General features: G+C 46.9%; 23 protein-coding genes and 1 pseudogene. 7 read left to right on the top strand and 17 right to left on the bottom strand.

All coding sequences use genetic code 11. The features are described from left to right. Positions 1-61: 61 nt before the first annotated feature. On the top strand, positions 62-1,054 hold the full coding sequence (locus DYB02_RS19960) for a zinc-dependent alcohol dehydrogenase family protein (protein ID WP_021821157.1): 993 nt from the start codon (positions 62-64) through the stop codon (positions 1,052-1,054). A 48-nt stretch (positions 1,055-1,102) separates the two neighbouring features. Here DYB02_RS19960 and DYB02_RS19955 read toward each other — a convergent pair whose 3' ends face one another. Continuing rightward, on the bottom strand, positions 1,103-2,416 hold the full coding sequence (locus tag DYB02_RS19955) for a 6-phospho-beta-glucosidase (RefSeq protein ID WP_021821156.1): 1,314 nt from the start codon (positions 2,414-2,416) through the stop codon (positions 1,103-1,105). Positions 2,417-2,531: 115 nt separating this feature from the next. Here DYB02_RS19955 and DYB02_RS19950 point away from each other — a divergent pair, with 115 nt between their 5' ends. Further along, entirely contained in the window at positions 2,532-3,464 is a 933-nt protein-coding gene (locus DYB02_RS19950; protein WP_021448252.1) for a LysR substrate-binding domain-containing protein, read from the top strand. Between the two features lie 21 nt (positions 3,465-3,485). On the opposite strand, the gene DYB02_RS26195 is transcribed toward DYB02_RS19950, so the two are convergent. The 5 genes and pseudogenes from DYB02_RS26195 to DYB02_RS19925 form a co-directional block, all read right to left on the bottom strand. Next, on the bottom strand, positions 3,486-3,860 hold the full coding sequence (locus DYB02_RS26195) for a CZB domain-containing protein (RefSeq protein WP_373271963.1): 375 nt from the start codon (positions 3,858-3,860) through the stop codon (positions 3,486-3,488). Positions 3,861-3,914: 54 nt separating this feature from the next. Further along, positions 3,915-4,292, bottom strand: a pseudogene (locus tag DYB02_RS26190) (methyl-accepting chemotaxis protein); the annotation flags it as partial. 548 nt (positions 4,293-4,840) lie between these two features. After that, on the bottom strand, positions 4,841-5,536 hold the full coding sequence (locus DYB02_RS19935; RefSeq protein ID WP_005477491.1) for a VC0807 family protein: 696 nt from the start codon (positions 5,534-5,536) through the stop codon (positions 4,841-4,843). Between the two features lie 200 nt (positions 5,537-5,736). Continuing rightward, positions 5,737-6,222 (bottom strand): sigma-70 family RNA polymerase sigma factor, encoded by a 486-nt coding sequence (locus DYB02_RS19930; protein ID WP_025524590.1) that lies wholly within the window; start codon positions 6,220-6,222, stop codon positions 5,737-5,739. Positions 6,223-6,306: 84 nt separating this feature from the next. Then, positions 6,307-6,993 (bottom strand): DJ-1/PfpI family protein, encoded by a 687-nt coding sequence (locus tag DYB02_RS19925; protein ID WP_025500881.1) that lies wholly within the window; start codon positions 6,991-6,993, stop codon positions 6,307-6,309. Positions 6,994-7,119: 126 nt separating this feature from the next. Here DYB02_RS19925 and DYB02_RS19915 point away from each other — a divergent pair, with 126 nt between their 5' ends. Both DYB02_RS19915 and DYB02_RS19910 read left to right on the top strand, forming a co-directional pair. Beyond that, a complete protein-coding gene (locus DYB02_RS19915; protein WP_029804297.1) occupies positions 7,120-8,076 on the top strand; it encodes a LysR family transcriptional regulator in 957 nt (318 codons plus the stop codon). A 127-nt stretch (positions 8,077-8,203) separates the two neighbouring features. Continuing rightward, on the top strand, positions 8,204-8,743 hold the full coding sequence (locus DYB02_RS19910) for a CAP domain-containing protein (RefSeq protein ID WP_029804296.1): 540 nt from the start codon (positions 8,204-8,206) through the stop codon (positions 8,741-8,743). Positions 8,744-8,820: 77 nt separating this feature from the next. On the opposite strand, the gene DYB02_RS19905 is transcribed toward DYB02_RS19910, so the two are convergent. From DYB02_RS19905 to ohrR, 4 genes are all read right to left on the bottom strand, one after another. Beyond that, positions 8,821-9,240, bottom strand: a complete 420-nt coding sequence (locus tag DYB02_RS19905) for a VOC family protein (protein WP_005484664.1) — start codon at positions 9,238-9,240, stop codon at positions 8,821-8,823. A 341-nt stretch (positions 9,241-9,581) separates the two neighbouring features. Continuing rightward, positions 9,582-11,150: an alkyl hydroperoxide reductase subunit F gene (gene ahpF, locus DYB02_RS19895; protein WP_015313693.1), complete on the bottom strand. Its 1,569-nt coding sequence runs from the start codon at positions 11,148-11,150 to the stop codon at positions 9,582-9,584. Positions 11,151-11,307: 157 nt separating this feature from the next. Beyond that, the gene (gene ahpC, locus DYB02_RS19890) at positions 11,308-11,865 is read right to left on the bottom strand and encodes an alkyl hydroperoxide reductase subunit C (protein ID WP_029804294.1); all 558 of its coding nucleotides are present in this window, start codon (positions 11,863-11,865) and stop codon (positions 11,308-11,310) included. Positions 11,866-12,138: 273 nt separating this feature from the next. Next, the gene (gene ohrR / locus DYB02_RS19885) at positions 12,139-12,597 is read right to left on the bottom strand and encodes a transcriptional regulator OhrR (protein ID WP_029804293.1); all 459 of its coding nucleotides are present in this window, start codon (positions 12,595-12,597) and stop codon (positions 12,139-12,141) included. Positions 12,598-12,722: 125 nt separating this feature from the next. Here ohrR and ohr point away from each other — a divergent pair, with 125 nt between their 5' ends. Further along, positions 12,723-13,145 carry an organic hydroperoxide reductase Ohr gene (ohr, locus tag DYB02_RS19880; RefSeq protein WP_005460420.1) on the top strand — a complete coding sequence of 141 codons (423 nt, stop codon included), beginning with the start codon at positions 12,723-12,725 and terminating at the stop codon, positions 13,143-13,145. Between the two features lie 77 nt (positions 13,146-13,222). Here the strand turns inward: ohr and DYB02_RS19875 are convergent, their stop codons facing one another. The 7 genes from DYB02_RS19875 to DYB02_RS19845 form a co-directional block, all read right to left on the bottom strand. After that, on the bottom strand, positions 13,223-14,320 hold the full coding sequence (locus tag DYB02_RS19875) for a YdcF family protein (protein ID WP_029804292.1): 1,098 nt from the start codon (positions 14,318-14,320) through the stop codon (positions 13,223-13,225). Between the two features lie 276 nt (positions 14,321-14,596). Next, entirely contained in the window at positions 14,597-14,842 is a 246-nt protein-coding gene (locus tag DYB02_RS19870; RefSeq protein WP_029804291.1) for a DUF3297 family protein, read from the bottom strand. Positions 14,843-14,912: 70 nt separating this feature from the next. After that, positions 14,913-15,752, bottom strand: a complete 840-nt coding sequence (gene araC, locus DYB02_RS19865; RefSeq protein ID WP_025537384.1) for an arabinose operon transcriptional regulator AraC — start codon at positions 15,750-15,752, stop codon at positions 14,913-14,915. A gap of 56 nt (positions 15,753-15,808) precedes the next feature. Next, positions 15,809-16,327, bottom strand: a complete 519-nt coding sequence (locus DYB02_RS19860) for a hypothetical protein (RefSeq protein ID WP_021452881.1) — start codon at positions 16,325-16,327, stop codon at positions 15,809-15,811. A gap of 46 nt (positions 16,328-16,373) precedes the next feature. Then, entirely contained in the window at positions 16,374-17,867 is a 1,494-nt protein-coding gene (gene araA / locus DYB02_RS19855) for an L-arabinose isomerase (RefSeq protein ID WP_029806368.1), read from the bottom strand. A 9-nt stretch (positions 17,868-17,876) separates the two neighbouring features. Further along, on the bottom strand, positions 17,877-18,617 hold the full coding sequence (locus DYB02_RS19850; RefSeq protein WP_005460645.1) for an L-ribulose-5-phosphate 4-epimerase: 741 nt from the start codon (positions 18,615-18,617) through the stop codon (positions 17,877-17,879). Beyond that, positions 18,610-20,313 carry a ribulokinase gene (locus DYB02_RS19845; protein WP_029806366.1) on the bottom strand — a complete coding sequence of 568 codons (1,704 nt, stop codon included), beginning with the start codon at positions 20,311-20,313 and terminating at the stop codon, positions 18,610-18,612. The genes DYB02_RS19850 and DYB02_RS19845 overlap by 8 nt, the downstream gene beginning before the upstream one ends. Before the next feature lie 371 nt (positions 20,314-20,684). On the opposite strand from DYB02_RS19845, the gene DYB02_RS19840 reads away from it, so the two are divergent. Then, positions 20,685-21,686 (top strand): arabinose ABC transporter substrate-binding protein, encoded by a 1,002-nt coding sequence (locus tag DYB02_RS19840; RefSeq protein WP_005460652.1) that lies wholly within the window; start codon positions 20,685-20,687, stop codon positions 21,684-21,686. Between the two features lie 56 nt (positions 21,687-21,742). Then, complete coding sequence (araG, locus tag DYB02_RS19835) at positions 21,743-23,257, top strand: L-arabinose ABC transporter ATP-binding protein AraG (protein WP_005460653.1); 1,515 nt, start codon at positions 21,743-21,745, stop codon at positions 23,255-23,257. Positions 23,258-23,267: the final 10 nt, after the last annotated feature.

Genomic DNA, 23,267 nt, shown 5'->3' with positions numbered 1-23,267 from the left:
GTTTTTGAGTAGAAGTTACGAAACTTCCTTTTTGAATTTCAATTACATGGTATGAATAATAATGGCACCAACGATAAATACACGAGTGAATCAATTCTGTTTTGGTCAACCCAAAACGTCGCTGTCGTTGGAAAAAGAGCCCCTCAAACCGCTTGCTCTGGGTAAGGTTCGGGTGCGACTGGAAGCCACCAATATTAACCCAAGTGACTTGCTTTCCATTCATGGGGTTGGGCAATACCGCCGCGTTCACGTACCACCTCGTGTGCCGGGATTTGAAGCGGTTGGGCGTGTGGTGGAAGTCAGTGCTGTCGGTCACACTGGCTTTCAAGTTGGGCAAAAAGTGTTGGTGGCGATGAGTGGGACTTGGCAATACTACATCGATGCTTCGCCCGAGAATCTTTTTCCGCTACCTGAAAGTTTGGATAACGGCTATGCCTGCCAGTTGTACATCAACGCGCTAACCGCGTGGGTTATCACCACGAAAGTGGCTAAGTTGAACAAAGGTGATGTGGTGATCATCAATGCGGCAGGGTCAGCGATCGGTAAGATATTTGCCCAGCTTGCTCATTCACTGGGTTTTACACTGATTGCTGTGACTTCAAAGCCAGAAGAGTATCCGTACGATACGATTCCAGTGTTGGACGCAAAACAAGACTTACACGCGCAACTGCAAACGCGCAAACTGCCACAACCAACGGTCGCTTTGGATGCGATAGGCGGTGAGGCTGGCACGGATCTCATTCGTACCTTGAAAGAAAATGGCCAATACATCAACTACGGAACATTGTCGTTAGCGCCTTATACGCCAGTGTTTTTTGAGTCCGTGAAGGCCAACAACATCGACTTTAGCACCTTCTTTTTGCGGTATTGGGAAGAATCGGTAGGCAAAGGCGGGAGAAAGACGGTATTCGCTGAAATGTTAAAACACTTTATTGCCAATGATATAAAGCTCGCAGTTGCACACTACTTGCCGTTAGAAGCGTTTCAAACTGCGATTGAACAAATTGAAGAAAAATCACTAGCGCGGAGTGGCAAGATTATTCTAACCATGTGAACACAAAAAGGGATGGCACTCACCCTCCCTTTTGCATTTTAGTTAGGATTAACGAAACTGCGGCATGTAATCGAGGTTCGCTTGAATTGTCTCTTCCAATGCCTGCTCTAGAATCGTTCCTGTTGTGACCAGTGGGTTCAGAATCAACGCTCGGTGCGCCGCGTTGCGGTTGCCTGTGACCGCTGCTTCGACAGTGAGCGATTCAAAATCCTTCATCAATTGAATTAGACGCAGTGTATCTGTTGGGAACGGTGCAACATTCAAAGCAACTGGCCCTGATTTAGTGATCATACAGCTGACTTCCACAGTGCAGTCGTCCGGCAAGCCCGAAATCGCGCCGTTGTTGCGAGTGTTCACGTGCATGATGGTGCGCTTGTCGTTGTAGATAGAGCTCATCAGCTCACAGGCCGCTTCTGAGTAATATTGGCCACCGCGCTTTTCGAGTTCTTTTGGTTTCTCGTTAAGCTCTGGGTTGCGGTAGATATCGAACAGACGTTTCTCCATCGCTTTGACCACTTCGCCGCGTGTGCCTTCGCCATTCGCTTCTTCAATTTCCTGCTTCATGATGTCTTCGCTGGTGTAATAGTAGCGAAGGTATGCGCATGGAATCATCCCCATATTACGCAGCAGTTCTGTTGGCCATTCGAATGGAGGAATGTTTTGCGGAACGAGAGGATCGTTGCCCGATAAGATCGCTTCGACTACCTCTTGCAGCTTATCGCGACCTTCATGCAGGATCTGGCGCGCCCAGATAAAGTGGTTCAAACCCGCGACTTGCAATACAAAGTCTTGCTCGTCAGCGCCCAGCATTTGCGCGATGCCTTTTTGCATGATCACTGGTACATTGCACAAACCGACCGCTTTTACTTTGGTGTGTTTGAGAATCGCTTCGGTCACCATGCCCGATGGATTAGTGAAGTTCAACAGCCAAGCGTCAGGACACAATTCTTCCATCTCTTTACAGATTTCCAACGCAATAGGAATGGTGCGACAGGCATTAGCAAAACCGCCTAAACCGTTGGTTTCCTGACCGATCATGCCGTATTTAAGCGAGATGCGTTCATCGCGGATACGACCTTCCAAACAACCCGCGCGAAATTGAGAACAGACAAAATCGGCGTTTTTTAATGCGGGTTTGCGATCCAGCGTGACGTGAACATCAATATGAGACAGGTTGTTTTTCGCCAACATACGGCGTGTTAAGTCGCCAATGATGCTGACTTTCTCTTTGCCATCTTCAATATCGACCAACCACAACTCGCCGATAGGCAGTTCATGATTGCGCTTGATGAGACCTTCGATAAGCTCAGGCGTGTAACTGGATCCTGCGCCAATAATGGTAATTTTTAGATTCTTTTTCATCGTGCTGTTTCTCGTTATGGATAAGACAGTTTGATTAAAAAGCATCGTGATTCGCTATACAAACCAATTTAAACTTGCTATGCATTAGCCCTTCTAATTTATGTTGAGTGCCAAGATGGACAGAAAACAGCAGATGCTCTCCAATATGTACACTTTCGCCGTTGCTGGTAAGTGTCTCAGTTTTACCAAAGCCGCTGAAGAGTTGTTTATTACCCAAGGGGCAGTGAGCCAGCGCATTAAGTCACTGGAAGAACAACTGGGTTTCAGCTTATTTGTGCGTATGACTCGGCGATTAGAGCTGACCAAAGAAGGAGAGCGGTTACTGCACGCGCTTAACCAATCGTTTGAGGTGATTTTCTCTGAGCTTGAAGACATCAAATTCAACGAGCTGCGTGGCGAGCTTTACATCGGCGTGGCCCCCACGTTTGCACAGAGTTGGCTACTGCCGCGTATGGTGGAATTTCAGCGTTTGTATCCTTCTCTCAATATCAAGCTTCGAGTAAAGGCAAGCCGATTAGATTTCTTACATGAGCCCGTTGATATTGCGATTTACTACAGTGACAGCGAGCATCCGGGGTTCCATCATCAAAGGCTATTTGATGAAGAGTTGATGCCGGTTTGTAGCCCTGAATACAGCCAAATACATTTCTCCGATGGTGTGAGTAGTGCCAACCAATTTGAGGCCGTGACCTTTATCCATTGCACTGAATCGTTAGAAGCGAACGAGCCAAATCATGAATGGCAGAGCTGGTTAGCAAGCCAAAGCAACCCTGAGCTGAAATCGCTCAATGTGATGGAGAAAACCTACCTTTTTAACCATGCCGATATGGCGATGATTGCCGCCAAAAACAGCATGGGCATCGCAATGGCGCGGGCGTCTTTAGTGCAAACCAGTTTGGAAAAGGGAGAACTGGTCGCGCCTTTTGAACGCGTCAACGCAGGGAGAGGGTACGATTTGATTTGTTTAAACGGCCAGCAGCACAGACCGAAAAATGCGGCGTTTATCGAATGGCTAGAAACGCAGCTACCTCCCCTTGCATCGCAATAAAAACAAAGGGAGGCATAAGTCTTAGTTTGCGATGATTTCATCCATCAAGCGGTCAATGTGAATCACCACTTGCTCACTCGCGTCTTCCATCGAGTTGATGGAGGTCACCATGCCGGCCATATTTCCTGACTTCGCGTGGTTCATTGCATCACGGCCGCTATCGTGCACACCTTTGTGTGGCGCTTCGAGCTGCGCATAGCTTCTTAGTTGGCTATATGCTTTGCCGTCACCTCGGTAGTACCACTGGCCCAATCGACATTCTGAATGGCTATTGACGGTTTCACCAAAAGAGCCACTTTGCAGTAAGCGATAGATGTTGTTTTTCCAAATGGCATGATCAAGCTTGACCGTATCGAGGAAAGAGCGGGTAGACGCAAAGTGGATCACCCGTTTCATGTGCTCTGATTTGACAACCACCTCGTTGACGATTGAGCCAATTTGCGCCGAAGAGGCGGATACTTCTTCTGCGCAGATTTGGTTTTCATCAATCGCGCTTTTGATTGAGCTGACTTGGGTTAGCACCTGATTAACCAGCGAATCAATTTGTTCGCTCGCTTCACTGGCTTTGCCTGCCAAATTTCTTACCTCGTCCGCCACCACTGCAAATCCGCGGCCTGCTTCACCAGCGCGTGCAGCCTCAATCGCTGCGTTGAGAGCCAATAAGTTCGTTTGGTCAGAAATCTCTTGGATAGTAGATACAAGGTGGGAAATAGAAGTCGCGGTGTTATCTAATATCTGCACAGATTCAATGCTTTGAGTGGCTTGTGAGCTGATTTTTACGGCTCGGTCATCCAGACGTGCGAGTGCTTGATGTGTTTGCTTGAACATATCATCAAGCAGCTTTAGCTCCTCGTTTTCATGCGCCATAGATTGAGCGCTTTCGACCATCGCTGTGCGAATGGTTTGGAGCATATCTCCGCCTTTCAAGCTGCTCGACATCAACTCGTCGCTACTTTCGTAACGCTGTTGCGCGGTGTTCAGTAGTTGTTTGGCTTCTTTTAACTGACGTTCCAACGTCTCAACGTCGGTTTGGTACTTGTCTTTAAGGCTCGCTAATTCCTGCTTAAGCGCCTCATTTTCCATTTTTAATTTTTTTGATCCGAACATATTTTTTATAAATGCAGCAAGGTTTTAAAAAATTCATGTTAAATCAGTTGGATAAGCAATGCACCATGACTTTCATATACTTGTTCATTTTTGTCGCATTTTTTATGTGGGTTTTCATAAAAAGAGCGAAAGTCGCCCCTATCAATGTGAACGTGGTCAACACTGAGTGACGGATGAGTGAATCTAAATGGAAAGCTATGGAATAGAAAAGGGCGGGTGGAAGATAGGGGAAGAGGGCTCTTCCCCTTAGTATTTCGAGTGCTGAGGTTTTACTTTATGTGGAAAATTTGTTCAGTTTCAAGAGACGTCATCGCGCGAATTTGACGCCAAATGTAGTAAAAAATACCAAACATCATCAACATGCTAGGAATGGCGATCATCGGGTAGCTGTAAAGTGTCAACTTACCGAGCTCTTCATTGAAGGCCGCGGTGCCTGATGGACTGGTGACGATCCACGTAGCAAGGAAGTAGTTCATTGCAGATGAGAATGCAAAGGTGCTTGCGAACAAGTAGTTCGAAGACATTAGGCAACGTTCGAACGCATCGGTTTTACCATTTTCTCTCAAACGCTCGTTAATCAACGCGAGGTTCAAAACCGTGTCGTTCAATACCATTTTTTGCATCAATGGGTAGCGGGTAAAAGTGGAGCCCAATACCGCGATGCCGATCAGGCCGGGAATCAAGGCTTCTTTCAAGGCTAACCAGCGAGTATCAAGCTCCAACAAGCCAATGCCGCCAGTTAATAATACGCTGATAAAACCAAGTGCTGAGATAAAGTTAAACTTCTTGTTGCGGATGAGATCCATACCGCCGTAAACCACAGGAAAGAGCAAAGCGACAACCAGTGCCATTGCGGTTCCTAGGTGCTCTTCACCACTGTATTTCATCAAGATGAACGAAGGGATGAATACGTTAAAAAGGATCTCGAATAGGGGATTCGACTTTTTCGCCGTCGTGTTACTCATAATTTCCTACTGACTCTATTATGTCGCTGCCATTGTACTTTGGGTGGAAGTGTTCATCCAGTAACGCCAGATGTAAAGCGTTAACGCACCAAGTTATGTAACGACTTATGAAATAGACCCGAGCATAGCCAGTTAGTTGGCATGATTGACCAAGTTTTCTTGGTGGCTAGGTGAGCTTCATACCAGTAGGAACTTCTGTCTTAATGGTTTCCTTGCTGCGCGATGAGCTGGTTGCGCGCTCTGAATAATCGAGTCGCCACCGTGTTGTGATTGAGCCTTAAGGCTTGGGCAATCTCATCATGATTCAGCCCTGCCACTAGGCTCAAGAGCAATGGCTCTCGGTATTTGGGGTCGAGAATCATCATTTGTTTTTGAAGCCAATCTTGGGCCATGTCGTGGTCACTGCCGGGGTAGGTTTTTGTCTGTATTGCACACTCATCAATGTCAACAAAATCGAACTGCTTTCTATCAAAGCGCCGAGCATTCTCACGACGCAAAATAGTGATGAGCCAAGACTTCTCGGCGTTGGGATCATTTAAGTTATCAAAGAATCGCCACGCTTTCAGGAAGGTCTCTTGCGCCAAATCTTCAGCAATGTGTTGATCTTTGCATAGCCAATATGCGAGACGATAGATATCTTGGTATCGCTCTTTCGTTAGTGTTTCGTAACGTTTTTGTTTTTCCATAACATTAAGACCTGAAGTGTAGAAGTGGGCTGCAAGGTAACCTCTGAAACACCGAAGGTTACCTGCGGTTTCGTCCTTGCCCGCTTAAAATGGCTGGGTAGAAAAACGTGAGTATTGAAGGGCGTCTGCGACTTCTTGAGCTTTAGATTCCGAAGTCATGAGATGCAGTAATTTAAGGGCGGCCTGATAGCTGACTAGGCTGCCGTTTGAGGTGATGACTCCATCATCAACCACAAAATTCTGGTTGAACTGTACATCAACTGCTGGATAGTCTTTTTGTAGTCCGTTTTCACCTCCTGCCCACGTCGTTGCTTTCTTACCGTTTAAAAGGCCAGCCTCGGCCAATAGATACGCACCAGAGCAATTACTTGCCATCCAATCTGCCGCCTTTGATGTGGTTTGAATAAAGTGAATGAGATCCTTGTTTTCGATTAGCGCATCCATGTCGTAGCTGGATGTTAAAACCAGCACGTCGAGTTCCGGCTGATCGCCAATCCAAGCATCCACACCAATTTTTAATCCCTCTTCAGTGGTGATGGTTTTCTGATCAGAGACGGAAATGGTGAGCACTTCATAATCACTAAACCAAGTCAGACGACTTGCGACGCCAAAGACCTCTAAAGGCGCAGTGACATCAGAGGTCAGTACGCCGTCGTAAACCAGAATGCCAATGCGTTTATCCGCCGCATGTGCCGTTTGAAGCATCCCAAAGAATAGGACTAAGGTCGCTATTAGTAGTTTTAGTGCATTCTTTAATCCATTTTTACCCATTGTTTTTTCCTCGTTAACAGAGCATCAAGTTATTGAGATTCATTATATTTGGGCTGATTGGTGATTGAAGAGCTAGTTTGTCTTTACTAAAGTGAAGAAAGTTCACGAATGGAATGCTCGAGTTTTATGGATAAGATACGGTCCCTACGATTTTTTATTGCCACTTTAGAAGGTGGCAGTTTTGCTGCAGCCGCCAAAGCGCATGGCACAGACCCTTCTACAGTGAGTAAGGCAATCCATCGTCTTGAAAGCGACTTGGGAATACAGCTGTTCCAGCGTTCTACGCGACAGATCCGTCTGACAGAAGCTGGTCGTCGATACGCAAATACCGCTAGGTTTGTACTGGACGAACTGACGGCGTGTGAGGATTCATTAAAAAGCCACAATGATGCGCTTTCAGGACTGCTTAAGATTAATGTGCCGGTCTCCTACGGTCGCCTTTACATTCGCCCTTTATTAAAAGAGTTTTGCCGCCGCTACCCCAGCATCACTATCGATATTCATTACGATGACGCCTACGTTGATATTATTGAACAAGGGATTGATGTGTCGATTCGTTCTGGTGTCGTTCAGGACAGCCAGTTGATTGTGCGCCAGCTGAGTCCTATCGATTTTATTATTTGTGGTAGTCAGGATTATTTAACACGGCATGGTGTTCCGAGTGGCCCAAACGCATTCAATGACCATTCTTGGGTTCGTTTTCGTTTTAAACAAACGGGGAAACTGTTGCCGATTCGGATGCCAGAACCAGACGGCACAAGTGAGTACAACCCCGAGAGAAATTTTATTGTAAACGACGGCGAATCGATGGCAGAGCTTTGCGCAGAAGGCTTAGGGTTAACTCAGATTCCTCACTTTATCGCGAGAGATTGGCTCAAAGCCGGGCGTTTAGTGCCGATATTTCCGAGCATGCGTCAAGCAGGAAATGGCGTGTATCTTCTCTATGCTAACCGGGAATATGTGCCTGCCCGAGTGAGGGTGTTCATCGATTTTATCACTCAAGCAATACAGGATATGGATGAAACGCCATTCCATACGTGGGCTGAAACGTTGCCGATTTACCAACCGAACCAAGGTGATTGAAAACTTCATGTGAGTCTTTGGTTAAAACCCCCCAAGCCATATGGTGCTTTTATTGGTTTTTGTTAGGTTATTGGGCGTTATTATCGAAAAGCGCAGTTTGCTCTTCGTTACTCATAAAGGAAAGACAATGCCAACTAAGATCTTAGTGCCTGCTTTGGCCCTACTTCTCAGCGCATGTGGCGGCGACGGGGAGTCGTCAGCACCTGTAGAAAACGGCTCTCAAAACACAGGTTCCACATCGTCACAAGGCACATTTGCCGAGCAGATGCTCGCAGCGGTCAACAGTGCTCGCTCTACCAAACAACAGTGTGGCGCAACCACCATGCCACCTGTTGGAGCACTGACTTGGAGCTACGATTTGGAAAGCGCTGCTTATCGACATTCGAGCGATATGGCGAACAGCGATTTCATGAGTCATACAGGCTCTGACGGCAGCACGCTGTCAGATCGAGTCAACGCAACGGGCTATGCTTGGAGCGCTATTGGTGAGAATGTCGCCGTAGGGCAAAGCTCCATTAACGCCGTCGTCAATGCTTGGCTATCGAGCGAAGGTCACTGCCTCAATATCATGAGTGCGGATTTCGATCAGATGGGCGCGTCGCTTATCGAAAATCACTCGGCAAGCTACGGGTATTACTGGACTCAGGTTTTTGCCAAACAGCGCTAATGCGATAAAGAAACCTGATAGATAAACCAAAACGCCAGTAGTCACCATCTGCTGGCGTTTTATTATTTACGTCTCTTTTAGCTTGTCAGGTTACGAAGTTTTGGGTCATCTGTCAGGTATTCAACAAATTCGATCTCAAAACCTGCAGGGTCAACAAAATACACATTCTTGCGGTATGGCTCATCAGCCCCAGGTTGGGCAATTGGATAACCTGCATCGGTCAGTCTTTTGATGATGGCATCGACGTTATTGGTTACATAAGCAAAATGCGCTAGTCCAACTTGATGGCCGCCCAACTCGCGGTTCTCACCTTCACCGTGGTCACTCATCGCAATGTATTGATACTCGTCGCCAAAGTGCAGCCAGTTTCTATGCTTGCCGCTCCATGTACCTTCCCCCTCGTCACGCACGTACCAATGTGGAAATGCAGTTTGATAAAACTTCAGCATTTCAGGGATGTTTTTCACGACTAAATTAATATGTTCTAGTTGGATCATGATGTGCTCCTTTTTGTCATTTCCTAGCCAACGATGAACATGCTAAAACCTCAAGTTAAGTCGAGGTAAAGAGCTATTTTGGAATTTTTTATGCGCGCTCCTCGAAGCTTGATACAAGGGGAGGTTAGGTGGGGTTGGTGCTTTGAATCTGCGAGTTGGGTTATGTGCTTGCAACCCTCCCAAAAACCAAAAAAGCCAGCAGTTAGTACCTGCTGGCAAAGTCTTTGGGCTTCTAGGTTTTTGCTTTTCTTTCTTGCCACTCCGTTCTACACGATGCCCCGATTGGTTTTCAGGGGAAGAAAACACTGCACCGTGCGCTTTGTGTTCAAGAAATTTGGAGATTAACCTTGTTTACGGATTAGGTAATCAAACGCGCCTAAGCTTGCTTTTGCACCTTCACCCATCGCAATGATGATCTGTTTGTAAGGAACCGTCGTTGCGTCACCGGCTGCGAAGACACCTTCTAGGCTGGTTTCACCACGGCTACCAACTTCAATTTCGCCGCGCTCAGAAAGCGCTACTTCTGAATCTTTTAGCCATTCTGTGTTTGGTACTAGACCGATTTGGACAAAGATACCTGACAGTTCAATCTCTTTGATTTCATCTGTGTTACGGTCTTTGTACTTCAAGCTTGTTACGCGAGTACCGTCACCCACTACTTCTGTGGTTTGCGCCATCGTGATGATGTCGATGTTTGGTAGAGAGTTCGCTTTGTCGATAAGCACTTGGTCTGCGCGAAGTACGTCTGCAAATTCAAGAACGGTTACGTGCTCAACAATACCTGCTAGGTCGATAGCCGCTTCGATACCTGAGTTACCACCACCGATAACCGCAGTTTTCTTGCCTTTGAATAGCGGGCCGTCACAGTGTGGGCAGTACGCAACGCCTTTGTTGCGGTACTCTTGCTCACCCGGAACGTTCATTTCACGCCAGCGAGCACCAGGGCTTAGGATGACACTCTTACTTTTCAGCGTTGCGCCGCTTTCAAGTTGGATATGAATCAAGCCATCGTCTGTGTGTGCTGCGCCCATCAGTTTTTGCGCTTGTTGCTCAGTCACGACGTCTACGTCGTATTCTTTTAGGTGCTCTGCTAGGTCAGTCGCCAGTTTTGGACCTTCAGTACGTTTTACCGAGATAAAGTTCTCGATTGCCATGGTGTCCATCACCTGACCACCGAAGCGTTTAGCGACAACACCAGTGCGAATACCTTTACGCGCTGCGTATAGTGCTGCTGCACTACCACCAGGGCCACCGCCGACAACTAGCACGTCGTATGGGTCTTTTTCGTTCAGTGCTTTGGCTGCTTTCTCGCTCGCACCGTCATCCACTTTGTTTAGGATTTCAGTTAGAGACATACGGCCTTGACCGAATAGCTCTCCGTTTACGAATACGCTTGGTACTGCCATGATGTCACGTTGTTTCACTTCATCTTGGAATAGTGCACCGTCGATCATGGTTGCTTTCACTTTCGGGTTGATCGCCGCCATCATGTTGAACGCTTGAACCACGTCTGGACAGTTTTGGCACGACAGTGAAATGAACACTTCAACTTCCAACTCTTTATCTAGCGCTGCGATTTGTTCAATCACTTCCGGCTCTAGTTTGATTGGGTGACCACCAGAGTGCAGCAATGCCAATACCAGAGAGGTAAATTCGTGACCCATTGGTAAGCCAGCAAAGCGGAGTGCTGTACCTTTTACTGGGTTCGTCACCGTCATCACTGGTTTACGTGCGCTTGCGTTGTCGTCACGTTCAACGGTGATAAAGTCGCTCATCTCTGCAATTTGGTTCGCTAGAGACAGAATGTCATTCGATGCTTTGCTTTCATCTAGACTAACCACTAGACGAACGTCTTCTTTTACATTAGCCAGATATTGTTTGAGTTGTTGTTGGATCGCTTGGTCTAACATAGTTGTTGTTACCTTAAATAAACAAAAGAGTGGTTACTCTGGATAAAATCAGTAGGGAGAGAGCAAACCAGGCAGAAGGTCGTCAAGGTATCTAACCTGGAATGCTCTCTAAGTTAAGCGTCAATTAGCATGTCAAATTGAGCTTAAATTCAGTGGCTTAGATTTTGCCTACTAGGTCTAGAGAAGGAGCTAGCGTCTCTTCGCCTTCTTTCCATTTTGCTGGGCAAACTTCGCCTGGGTGCGCTGCTACGTACTGAGCTGCTTTCACTTTGCGTAGTAGGTCTTCTGCGTCACGACCGATACCTTCAGCAGTGATTTCCATTGCTTGGATAGTACCTTCTGGGTCGATTAGGAACGTTGCACGGTCTGCAAGACCTTGACCTTCACGCATCACACCGAAGTTGTTTGTGATGTTGCCTGTTTGGTCGCCAAGCATGTAGTACTGGATCTTGCCGATTGTTTCTGAGCTATCGTGCCAAGCTTTGTGAGTGAAGTGTGTGTCTGTTGATACTGAGTACACTTCAACGCCGCGTTTTTGTAGCTCTTCGTAGTGGTCTGCTAGGTCACCTAGTTCTGTCGGACATACGAATGTGAAGTCTGCTGGGTAGAAGAAGAATACAGCCCATTTGCCTAGAACATCTTGTTCTGTTACTTCAACGAATTCGCCGTTTCTGTATGCTGTAGCTGCAAATGGTTTGATCTTTGTATTAATCATTTTTTACTTTCCTCAGAATGTTTTAGGGTGAGCAGTTCTTGCTTTCGGAAAGTATATTCGCATCGGATTGTGTTTAAGGAAAATTGCTTGTAACTATCCTATTGATAGACAAATCCTATTTTCGCTAATAGGGAAATCCGATTATAGACGCGAGAAGTTGATAGGTTTTATTGAAGAATGGCAATAGAAAGAGTGTATGAAAGCAATGAGATCAATAAAGCCTGCAATGGCAGGCTTTTAGCTATTGAGAGGAGTTTATAAAGGGCTTGGCGGTTAGCTGAGCTTATCGAGCACTTTCTCGCAGAGCGTTTTTAGCGTCATCAATTCTTCTAGATCCAACGTGAACTTACAGGCAATGGCATCAGGGACGGATTTCGCCTGATCTTTAAGTGCTCTGCCTGCTTCGGTAAGGTTCAATACGCGTACGCGCTCGTCGGTTTCACTTCTTCCTCTGCTCACAAAGCCTTTTGCTTCTAAGCGTTTTAGCAACGGGGTGAGCGTTCCTGAATCGAGGTGAAGCTGTGATCCCAGCTGTTTTACGCTCGTGCCATCTTTTTCCCACAATACCATCATTACCAAGTACTGCGAGTAGGTGAGATCAAGTGCGTCCAACAACGGTCGGTACGCGCGAATCACAGCGTTAGCAGCGCTGTATAGCGGAAAGCAGACTTGATTCTCTAGTAACAATTTTTCTTCTGCATTCAATGTACTTGGGGAGTAACACTGGCTCATGGGCTTAATCTCGATAAAGGCGATAAAAATAAATTGTGCACAATATAGTTGCAAACTATCGTTGTTTCGATGTAAGGTTGCAAGCAATTAAATTGCGCGCAACTTAAATCAAAGAGGATATTTGCATGACAACATTATACAAAACTCAAGCTACCGCTCTGGCTGGCCGTAATGGTCAAGTAAAAACCAACGATGGTCTGCTGGATCTTGAACTTGCTTACCCAAAAGAGATGGGTGGCACAGGCGCAGCAACGAACCCAGAACAACTGTTTGCAGCGGGTTACTCGGCTTGTTTCTCTAACGCGATTTTGCACGTTGCGCGTGAAGCAAAAGTAGCGCTAAAGAGCGCTCCTGTGACAGCTGAAGTAGGCATTGGTCCGAATGAAAACGGTGGCTTTGCTTTGACCGTTGGCCTCGCGGCAGAGTTAGACCTACCACAAGAACAAGCACTAGAGCTGACGCGCATTGCCCACCAAGTCTGCCCATACTCAAATGCCGTTCGTGGCAACATTGACGTCGCAGTTACAGTAAATGGCGAAGCGATCTAATCGCTTTAGATACTGTTCTAATGCAAGAAAGCCTGCGAACGTGCAGGCTTTTTTCGATTTGAATGGGGCGATAAGGGTTAACGCGACTCCAACGGGTAAGAGCGATAACTCCACATACCGTAAGTACGCAGCGCATCGCGGTAAATGCCAAGTAGTTCGCTCTCGCTGGCTTTCGCTAAGTCTTTGAGGGGTTTGTCTGGGTAACTTACGGTGTCGAAAGTGATGCCCTGCGGGCCAGTTTGCCAGCTAGCGATTTCAAACAAGGTTTGGCCACGACGCACGTGACTTGCCGAGCTGATAATGGTCGCGTGTTTGATGTTGTGGCGCGCCAAGGCGTAGCTGCTGAACAGGGCATTGCCCACCGTGCTGGTGGCGTAGTTTTCTTCGATGATGCGGTCTTTGCTGACTCCTTTTTCAATCAGCCAGTCCGCCATCAATTTACCTTCAGTTTTATGGTTCTTTGGTACGCCGCCCGTCAAAATAATTATCGCATCTGGGTTCGCTTTCGCCATTGCTAACGTGGTTTGTAGACGTTCGACTAAGATTTGATGCATCGAACCATCGGGATTGAGCGCATAACCCAAGGTAACAATCGCGCCTTTGTCGTCCAGTTTGTCTTTATCGGCTTTCTCTTTCAGCGGCGTTGCCAAAACGCGATCTACTGTGTCGAAAATGCGGTTGATGTCTGCTGCTTTGCCGGCATTCAGTTTGGCCAGCGTTGTCATGTGTTGATCTGATTCGGCTTGATTACCTTTAAAGCGCTGCCACACCGCAAGATAAGCGTGTAAATCTACATCGTCCGGCGCCACTGCCAAGGCTTGTTCGAACAGCTCAATTGCTCGATCGACGTTCTTGTTGTAAATCTGCGCATTTGCCGCAGAAATGAGTAGGTCGGTGCGGTATGGCTCAAGTTGGTAAGCTTCTAGCAATCGGTCGGTAACTATCTCCATATTGCTCGGCATTTTCGCGGTAAAACCAGCGTGAGATATACGCGCCGGCGATTTAAAGGCTTCCACGGCGTCATTCAAAAGTTGGTCGACAACTTGACGTTTGGTCACCAGTTGCGAGTAGTCTGCGGAAGATTGGATTGTAGAATCGTTGGCGGCCAGTGAATAAGGGGCTGCTGTCAGCGCAATTACGCTGCCAAGGGCGATAGCAAGGAGGTTCTTCTTCATGGGTGAATCCTAGTTTTGTTATTTTTCGAATTAGAAAGGTGGATTTTTTCAGTCTAGGTTTGACTCATGAATAAACTGTGAAACGAATCCCAAACCCGCCGAGCCAAACGACCTTTATCGCTAAAACACGAAGTAGGATCACGAAAATGGTTTACTAATTATTTGTCATGTAACTGTTTGGTTTAAAAGATAAACAGTGCGAATACAACAAAACGTAGGCATTAAAAAAGCCCGAGTAAGACTCGAGCTTTTTAGATTCGACTGAACGAGAGTTGCTTACACGTAGTACGCTTCAACTTCGCCTTTCAGTTTGATCAGCATTGGGTTACCGAAACGGTCTTTCGCTTTAGGAGACGCAATTTTTACCCAACCTTCACTCACGCAGTATTCTTCTACGTCAGTGCGCTCTTTACCGTTGAAACGGATACCGATTTGGTGCTCAAAACATTCTTTGATGAAGAATGGGCTGCGTGGGTTACCTGCTAGGCGATCTGGTAGATCTGGTTTTGCTGTATCTGTCATGTTTGTGACCTAAATTCCGTAAAAAAGTGCGCTATTGTAGTCAGTGCACAGTGAGTGTTCAAGATAACCTTCAACTAATCTGCTCTCGATACAACTTGGGGCTTGCGCCGGCTTTACGTTTGAATACGCGAGAAAAGTAGAGTGGGTCGGTATAACCAACGATACGACCAATGTGATTGACCGAATAGTTGGTTGTGACCAACAATTGTTTCGCTCGGCTAATACGTTGGTCGTCACGCCATTGAGTAATGGTCATGCCAACTTCATCTCGAAATAGATGCCCTAAGCGTGAGGCGGACAGGCAGGTGAAATCAGCGATGTCTTCTAGTGTGAAATTTTGATTCAGGTTCTGCGTCATGTAGTTCATCGCTTCAATAACACGAGGATCTAACGGTTTGCTCACCACATCAGGTTGAATGGTTTTACAACGAATCAGTAGTTGTTCCAGTAAGTTAATCGCGAGATCATCTCGATAAGGCATGTCTGATTTGGAAATGTACTCAATGTCGATGAATAGGCGTTCAATCTGAGAAATCGTGCTGTTATCCAATCCTTGAGTGAGATACACACCACTTCGTTGTTCATGCCAACACAACCAGTCATTCCAAAAGGCACGAGGACGAAAATAGACCCAGCGGTGAAACCATGATGCGTTGTCTTTTTTACGATGGTAGAAGTGCGTTGCGCTTGGTGGAAATAGCAATAAATCCCCGGTTTTGACATCAAAAGCATCATCACCATGAAATATCGTTCCTTCACCTTGGCTCGTGATGTTGATGATGAACCCTTTCATCCCGTTCGGACGATCAATCACAAAATCGAGCTCGTCGCCTTCGATAATGGGGGTAAGCCCAGCCACAAGGTGTGCGTCAAAGTTGTAGCCGGGTTTTAAAGGGTCGTTGTTTTGCATATTTCAACTAATTTACTTTTTCATCAGTCTATTCTGGAGCGGAAAAACTGTCGTCGTTATTCCTCACAGTTTTCTAGAACGATCCATTGTTTGGCAGAAAAGGCTTCTCGGAAAAAGTCCGTCTTAGCGGTTTTCGATAAGAAGTCACTTGGTAATCCATCTCTTTGGTGCTGCCACTTCGCACTTCGCGCTTGCTGGTTGCCTTCGACAGGTGAATCGACAACTTGTTTGATGGTATGACGGATATCAAGGCGAGTTGGAACCGTGTTTCTCGCCAAATACTCGATCACGAGAGCATCATCAGCAAAGTAGTAGTTCATATTGATGGATAAGGTTTCTGAATGGTGCAGTTGACACCATTGTTCGAGCTTTTCTGGCTTGTGCCTAAAGCGCCAATCAGCATCGTGAACGGCAATGAGTTGTCCGTTGTTTAATACTTCCATGGTGCCGATAAAGTGCGTTTTACCATCCCGCTGTAGCTCGAAACTCGCTGGTTGCTCAGTGGAAAGGTTGAGCGTCCAGCGAGTTTTTTCCAGTTGAAAAGTGGGCACGGTTTCTACATCTGTATCATTCACTAATTGACTCCAAAGTGCTCCCTAAGCGGGAGCACATTTGTGTGGTTTAACCGAGACGGTAATACACTCCGTTGTTACGCAATTCTTGTTTGAACTGGCGTAAGTTGGTGCTGTTGTCAATCACAACCATTTCGATGCCAAGGATTTCAGCGTAGTCGGCAAGCATCGGCAATGTGACAGCTTGGCTGTACACTGCGTGATGTGCGCCGCCAGCGTGAATCCACGCAGCTGCTGCGATATTTAAGTTGGGCTGAGGTTCCCAAAGCGCGTGAGCTACAGGCAAATGTGGCAGTGACTGTGGTGGTGTGACTGTATCAATCACGTTGACGATCATTCTAAAGCGATCGCCAAGATCAATAATCGACACGTTTAACGCTTCACCAGATTGGCCGCTGAAAATTAAGCGTGGAATATCGCAACGACAGCCAATGGTGTGACGATGAACTTCCAATCTTGGTTTCGCTGCTGCGATAGTTGGACAAACTTCTAGCATGTGAGCGCCTAACACTTGCCCTTTTTCGCCGAAGTTGTAGGTATAGTCTTCCATAAAAGATGTACCGCCCGGTTTGCCTTGCCCCATGGCTTTCATGATGTGCGTCATCGCTGCGGTTTTCCAATCACCCTCTCCGCCGTAACCAAAACCTTTAGCCATTAAGCGCTGTGTTGCTAGTCCTGGTAAATTTGTTAAGCCAGTTAGGTTTTCAAACGTGTTGGTGAAAGCGCCTGCTCCAACAGATTTGAGGAAAGATTCCATCCCAAGCTCTAAACGTGCCTCTTGCGCCATCAGCTTTTTCAAATCAGAGTCGTTGAACAAGTCTGGAGACATCTCATACACGGATGCGTATTCATCTAGCTGGTGATTTACATCCGCATCTGATATCGAGTTGACTACGTCACTGAGCTCACCAAGACCGTACGCATTCACTTCATATCCAAACTGGATTTGCGCAGAGACTTTGTTGCCTTCCGTGACCGCGACTTGGCGCATGTTGTCGCCAAAGCGGGCGACTTTCAGGTGCTGACCTGCATTCACACCAATAGCGGCGCGACACCAATCGTCGATATCTCTATGCACTTGCGGTTCTTGCCAGTGTCCGACTACGACTTTACGTTCAATATTCAGACGGGTGCCAATGAAGCCAAACTCTCGGCAACCGTGCGCACTTTGGTTGAGGTTCATGAAATCCATGTCGATTTCATCCCATGGTAGCGCCGCGTTGAACTGGGTGTGAAGGTGTAAAAATGGCTTATTTAGCTGGGTTAGGCCGGCAATCCACATCTTGGCTGGAGAGAAAGTGTGCATCCACAGCATCAAGCCGATACAGTCAGGATCGTTATTGGCTGCGCGGCATATTGCGAGAATTTCATCCGGTGTTTTTACCGTGCCTTTGTTAGCAATAGAAACTGAAATGTCATCAGACGAATTTAATCCTGCAATGATTTCTTCGCTGTTTTGCGCAACGCTTTCCAATACTTGTGGGCCGTAAAGATGCTGAGAGCCTGTTACAAACCATACTTGTTTGTCGTTGAAAATCTTCATCATGTTTCCTTATTTTTTGCTTTGACCGTAGTAGGCGTTCGCGCCGTGCTTACGTAAATAATGTTTGTCGAGAAGCGAAGGGTTAAGAGTGTCTACCTCGGCATTGATTTGCAGTGTTTGCAAGGCCATGCCAGCGACAACTTCAACCACTACGGCGTTGTGAACCGCTTGAGCAGGGCTTTTACCCCAAGTAAAAGGTGCGTGTTCTTTGACCAAAATGCCGGGTGACGCCATAACGTTTGAATCACCGATGGTTTCGACGATGACTTTGCCAGTGTTGAGCTCGTAGTTGTGTGCGATCTCTTCGTCGCTCAAGGCGCGAGTGCACGCAATTTGTCCGTAGAAATAATCCGCATGAGTTGTGCCCAACGCGGGAATGGCTCTGCCTGCTTGTGCCCATGCCGTTGCCTGAGGAGAGTGGGTGTGAACGATACCGCCAATCTCCGGGAAATGGCGATAAAGCTCTAGATGCGTGGCCGTGTCGGAAGATGGGTTGAGTTTCCCTTCAACCACTTGGCCGTGCAGATCGACCACCACCATGTTTTCTGCATTCAGTTCGCAGTACTCAACGCCGCTGGGTTTGATAACAACCAATCCAGATTCTCTATCGATGCCTGACACATTGCCCCACGTGAACGTCACAAGGTTATGACGTTGTAAATCCATATTGGCTTGCCAGACTTGGTGACGCAGCGTTTTGATTCGTTCGACTAATGAGTTCGCATCATTCCAGACGGTTTGTTCAGACATCTTCACGCTCCTGCGATTGGTGAAACTCCGCAATCTGCTCCATGTGTTGCCCAAGCTCGCGATACGTCGCGTAACGCTGTGCTCGTAATGTTTGCACTTTTGGTGTTGGTGAGTAGGTTTGACGAACAGGACTTGCCATCACGGCTTGTGCTGATTTCGTCGTCGGGTAAACGCCAGCTGCGACGGCTGCAAAAATTGCTGCCCCCAATGCGCAACATTGATCTGATTCGACCACGATGATGTCGCGACCAATCACATCGGCGCACATTTGCATCACGTAAGGGGATTTTTGCGCAATGCCACCAATGGCGATGACGCGTTCGACAGTGACATCTTGTTCTATAAAGCAATCGACGATCGCTTTTGCGCCATGCGCAGTGGATTCTACGAGTGCGGAGAAAATTGCAGGTGATGAGCTACCAAGGTTTAAGTCACAAATGGCACCTTTAAGACGCTGGTTTGCGTAAGGGGTTCGGCGGCCATTGAGCCAATCCATTGCAACCGGAGTATATTGGTCGATACCTTGCTGCTCGGCAGCTTGCGATAGCATCGGCAAAAGTTCTGAAGCAATTTCTTCGGCAGTTAAGGCAAAGTCTGGATTGTGTTCGGCATAAGCCTGTAGTGGCCACATTAAGACGTTTTTGAACCAGGCATACATGTCGCCAAAAGCGGACTGTCCGGCTTCAAGTGCTAGCAACTCGGGCATGGCACTGCCTTCGACTTGACCACAAATACCATGAATAGTGCGGTCACCGACGTTTTGTGATTCAACCATCAAAATGTCACAGGTAGAAGTGCCAATGACTTTAACTAAATCGTTGGCACCAGCACCGGCACCAACGGCACCCATGTGGCAATCAAACTCGCCGATTGCAATCGCGATGCCTTCTGGTAAGCCTAATTTTATTGCCCATGCTTTTGATAGGTACCCGGCCGCCTGATCGGAGGTAAAGACTTCTGTGAACATACGGTCGCGAATACCGTCTAACGTCGGTGAAATTGCGCTTAAAAACGCTTGTTCAGGTAGTCCGCCCCAGCTTTCATGCCACATCGCTTTGTGTCCAGCAGCGCAGATGCCACGACGCAATTTTTGTGGATGTTGAGTATCAGCCAAAATTGCTGGGATCCAATCGCACAGCTCGACCCAGCTGAAAGCACGTTTTGCAACTTGTTCATCTTGTTCGCTGACCCAAGCCGCTTTTGCCCAAAACCATTCTGAAGAGTACACACCGCCGACGTAACGCGTGTAATCGGTGAATTTTCCCGAATGGGCGAGTTCATTAATTCGATCTGCTTTGGCTACGGATGTGTGATCTTTCCAGAGGACGAACATTGCATTTGGGTTGTGCTCAAACTCAGGAAGCAGCGCTAAAACAGTGCCGTTTTCATCTATTGGAGCTGGGGTTGAGCCTGTTGTGTCGACGCCTATGCCGACAACAGAATCGGCCAGAGTCTGTGGCACTGTTGCCAGTACCTCTTGGATCGCGCTGGTCATTGCATCTAAATAATCTTGCGGGTGATGTCTGAATTGCGATTGCGCAGGTTGGCAATAGAGCCCCTTCATCCATCGTGAGTAGTACACCACAGACGAGGAAACTTCCTGTCCTGTTTTGGCATTAACAATAAGCGCACGTACGGAGTCCGATCCGAAGTCCAAACCAATTACATGCTGCTGATGTGTATTTATTGTGTCCATGACAACTCCAACTTTTGGTCAGCAAACTAAATCTACTTGTTGTTATAGCCAGAGCAGGTGGGTTATCCCATAAATAGGGTTGCTAAGTTTATGGACAAAAACGTCACTGGGTGTTTTTTGTGTCCTTTTTAACACCTTTATATATTGCTCAAAAATTAAGTGTTTTCGACCATGATTAACGTTTGCGTTGGGGTTTGAGCGATATTTGAAAGTTGCTAGTCGCACAATTGAGAGCTGCTTCATAGCCTCTGTAGCTAAATGAATGGACAAAATTGCTACATTTTTCCGCTGTGATTTTTATCACTAACAAATGGTCAAGGATGCACAAATATGTACAGCGAACACTCACCTCTACCAGTGGATGGATAACAATGAAATTAAAAAAACTACTCACAATCGCTGCCCTATCTGGCATGACAATGCTCAGTGCCTCTGCTAACGCTTTTTTTGGCTCCAATGACGATAACGTCAGACTTGGTTACCTCGTAAAGCAGCCGGAAGAGCCTTGGTTTCAAACCGAGTGGTCTTTTGCGGAAAAAGCAGCGAAGCAATACGATTTTGAATTGGTCAAGATGGCCGTGCCTGATGGTGAAAAAACGCTGAATGCCATTGATACGCTTGCTGCCAGCGGGGCGAAAGGTTTTGTCATTTGTACGCCAGATCCAAAGCTTGGTCCTGCGATTATGGCCAAAGCGAAAAGCTATGATTTGAAAGTCATTACCGTTGATGATCAGTTTCTAAACGCGAAAGGCGAACCGATGAAAGAGGTGCCTTTAGTGATGATGGCAGCGAGTGAAATTGGTTACCGTCAGGGCTCAGAGCTGTTTAAGGAGATGACGAATCGTGGATGGGATGCCGCTACAACAGGTGTTATGGCCATTACTGCTGACGAACTAGATACCGCTCGTCGCCGTGTGGATGGTTCTGTAAAAGCACTTGAAGATGCTGGCTTTCCTAAATCTCAAATCTACCGTGTTCCGACCAAAACGAATGACATCCCAGGTGCGTTAGATGCCGCTAACTCACTGTTGGTTCAATATCCAAAGGTTAAGCAATGGCTGATTGTTGGTATGAACGACAACACGGTTTTAGGTGGTGTACGCGCGACTGAAGGCCAAGGTTTTGCCGCTGAAAACGTGATTGGTATTGGTATTAATGGTGTCGATGCCGTGAATGAGTTGGCGAAGTCAAACGCTACGGGTTTCTTTGGCTCACTATTGCCAAGCCCTGACGTGCACGGCTTTAAGAGCATCGAATCACTTTACAAATGGGTGAAAGAAGATGTGCAGCCAGAGAAGTTTGTGGAAGTCACCGATGTTGTGCTGATCACTCGCGACAACTTCCGTGAAGAGCTACAGAAAAAAGGTCTTTAAGCCTATTTGCGGCGGTGCAATGACCGCCGCTCTTTCGGGAAACGGAGAGAATGATCATGATAAATTCCCCTTCTTACCTTGAGTTTTGCAACATATCGAAGCATTTCCCAGGAGTTAAGGCATTGAGCAACATTAGTTTTCGCGCCAACAAAGGCAGTATTCATGCGCTAATGGGTGAAAACGGTGCAGGTAAATCAACGTTGCTTAAAACTCTCAGTGGCTTACACCAACCTACTGAAGGCGAGTTGGTCGTCGATGGTAAAGCTTTGGTGTTCAACTCAGCGACTGATGCGCTTGAGCAAGGTATCGCCATTATTTACCAAGAGCTGAACTTGGTACCTGAGCTTAGTGTGGCAGAAAACATCTACCTAGGTCAGTTGCCAACAAAAGGTGGCAGTGTAGATGTGGAAACATTGAACGCTCGAGCGCGAGAACAGCTAAAACGTTTGGGGGAGGATTTTGATCCTTCTCGCCCACTTAAAGAGTTTTCTATCGGCCAGTGGCAAATGGTGGAAATTGCCAAAGCACTAAGCCGCAATGCTCAGATTATCGCGTTTGATGAACCAACCAGCAGTTTGTCTCAACGCGAGATTCAAAACTTATTCAAAGTTATTCGCGAATTGCGCGATGACGGAAAAATCATTTTGTACGTTTCCCATCGTATGGAAGAGATCTTCGATTTGTGCGATGCCATTACCATCTTCAAAGATGGGACACATGTACAAACATTTGACGACATGACCGACTTAACCCATGAAAAATTGGTTGAGCTGATGGTCGGTCGTGAAATCAACGATATCTACAACTACCGTTCGCGTTCTCTCGGCGAAAGTGGCCTACGCATTGAAAACCTTGAAGGCAAAGGGTTAACCCAACCAGTCTCACTCGATATTCGTCAAGGTGAAATTCTGGGTCTGTTTGGTTTAGTTGGGGCAGGGAGAACAGAACTAACCCGTCTCATTTTCGGCGCGGAAAAAGCGCAAGCCGGACAAATTTACATTCATGGGCAGCCCATCAGCGTCAGAAGTCCACAAGATGCGATTCGCGCAGGCATTACGTTATGCCCAGAAGACCGTAAAGCGGACGCTATCGTTCCTATTCTCTCGGTGGAAGAGAACACCAACATCAGTGCTCGTCCATGGAATTTGAAATTGGGCGGTTTGATCGATTTCAAATGGGAAAGAGACAACGCAGAGCAGCAACGTAAGGCTTTGAACGTTAAAACCGCCTCACTACAACAGGCTATAGGGCAGTTGTCTGGTGGTAACCAACAAAAAGTGATTTTAGGTCGCTGGCTCTCCACCGATATGAGTGTGATTTTGTTGGACGAGCCAACACGAGGTATTGACGTTGGTGCGAAATCAGAGATCTACGAACTGATTTTCAATCTTGCTGAGCGCGGTGTCACTGTGCTGGTGGTGTCGAGTGATTTGCCAGAAGTTCTTGGTATATCCGATCGCGTAATGGTGATGAAAGAAGGTGCGGTAACAGGTGAACTACAGCGCCATGAGTTTAAAGAACAAACTGCTTTGAGTTTAGCCATGTTGGGCAACAACCAAGCTGCTGCATAATAAAGGAATA

The sequence above is a fragment of the Vibrio parahaemolyticus genome, from assembly GCF_900460535.1.
In the GTDB taxonomy this organism is placed as follows: Bacteria; Pseudomonadota; Gammaproteobacteria; order Enterobacterales; family Vibrionaceae; genus Vibrio; species Vibrio parahaemolyticus.
The sequence above is the reverse complement of the archived record's forward strand: the minus strand, read 5'-3'. Positions and strand labels throughout refer to the sequence as shown.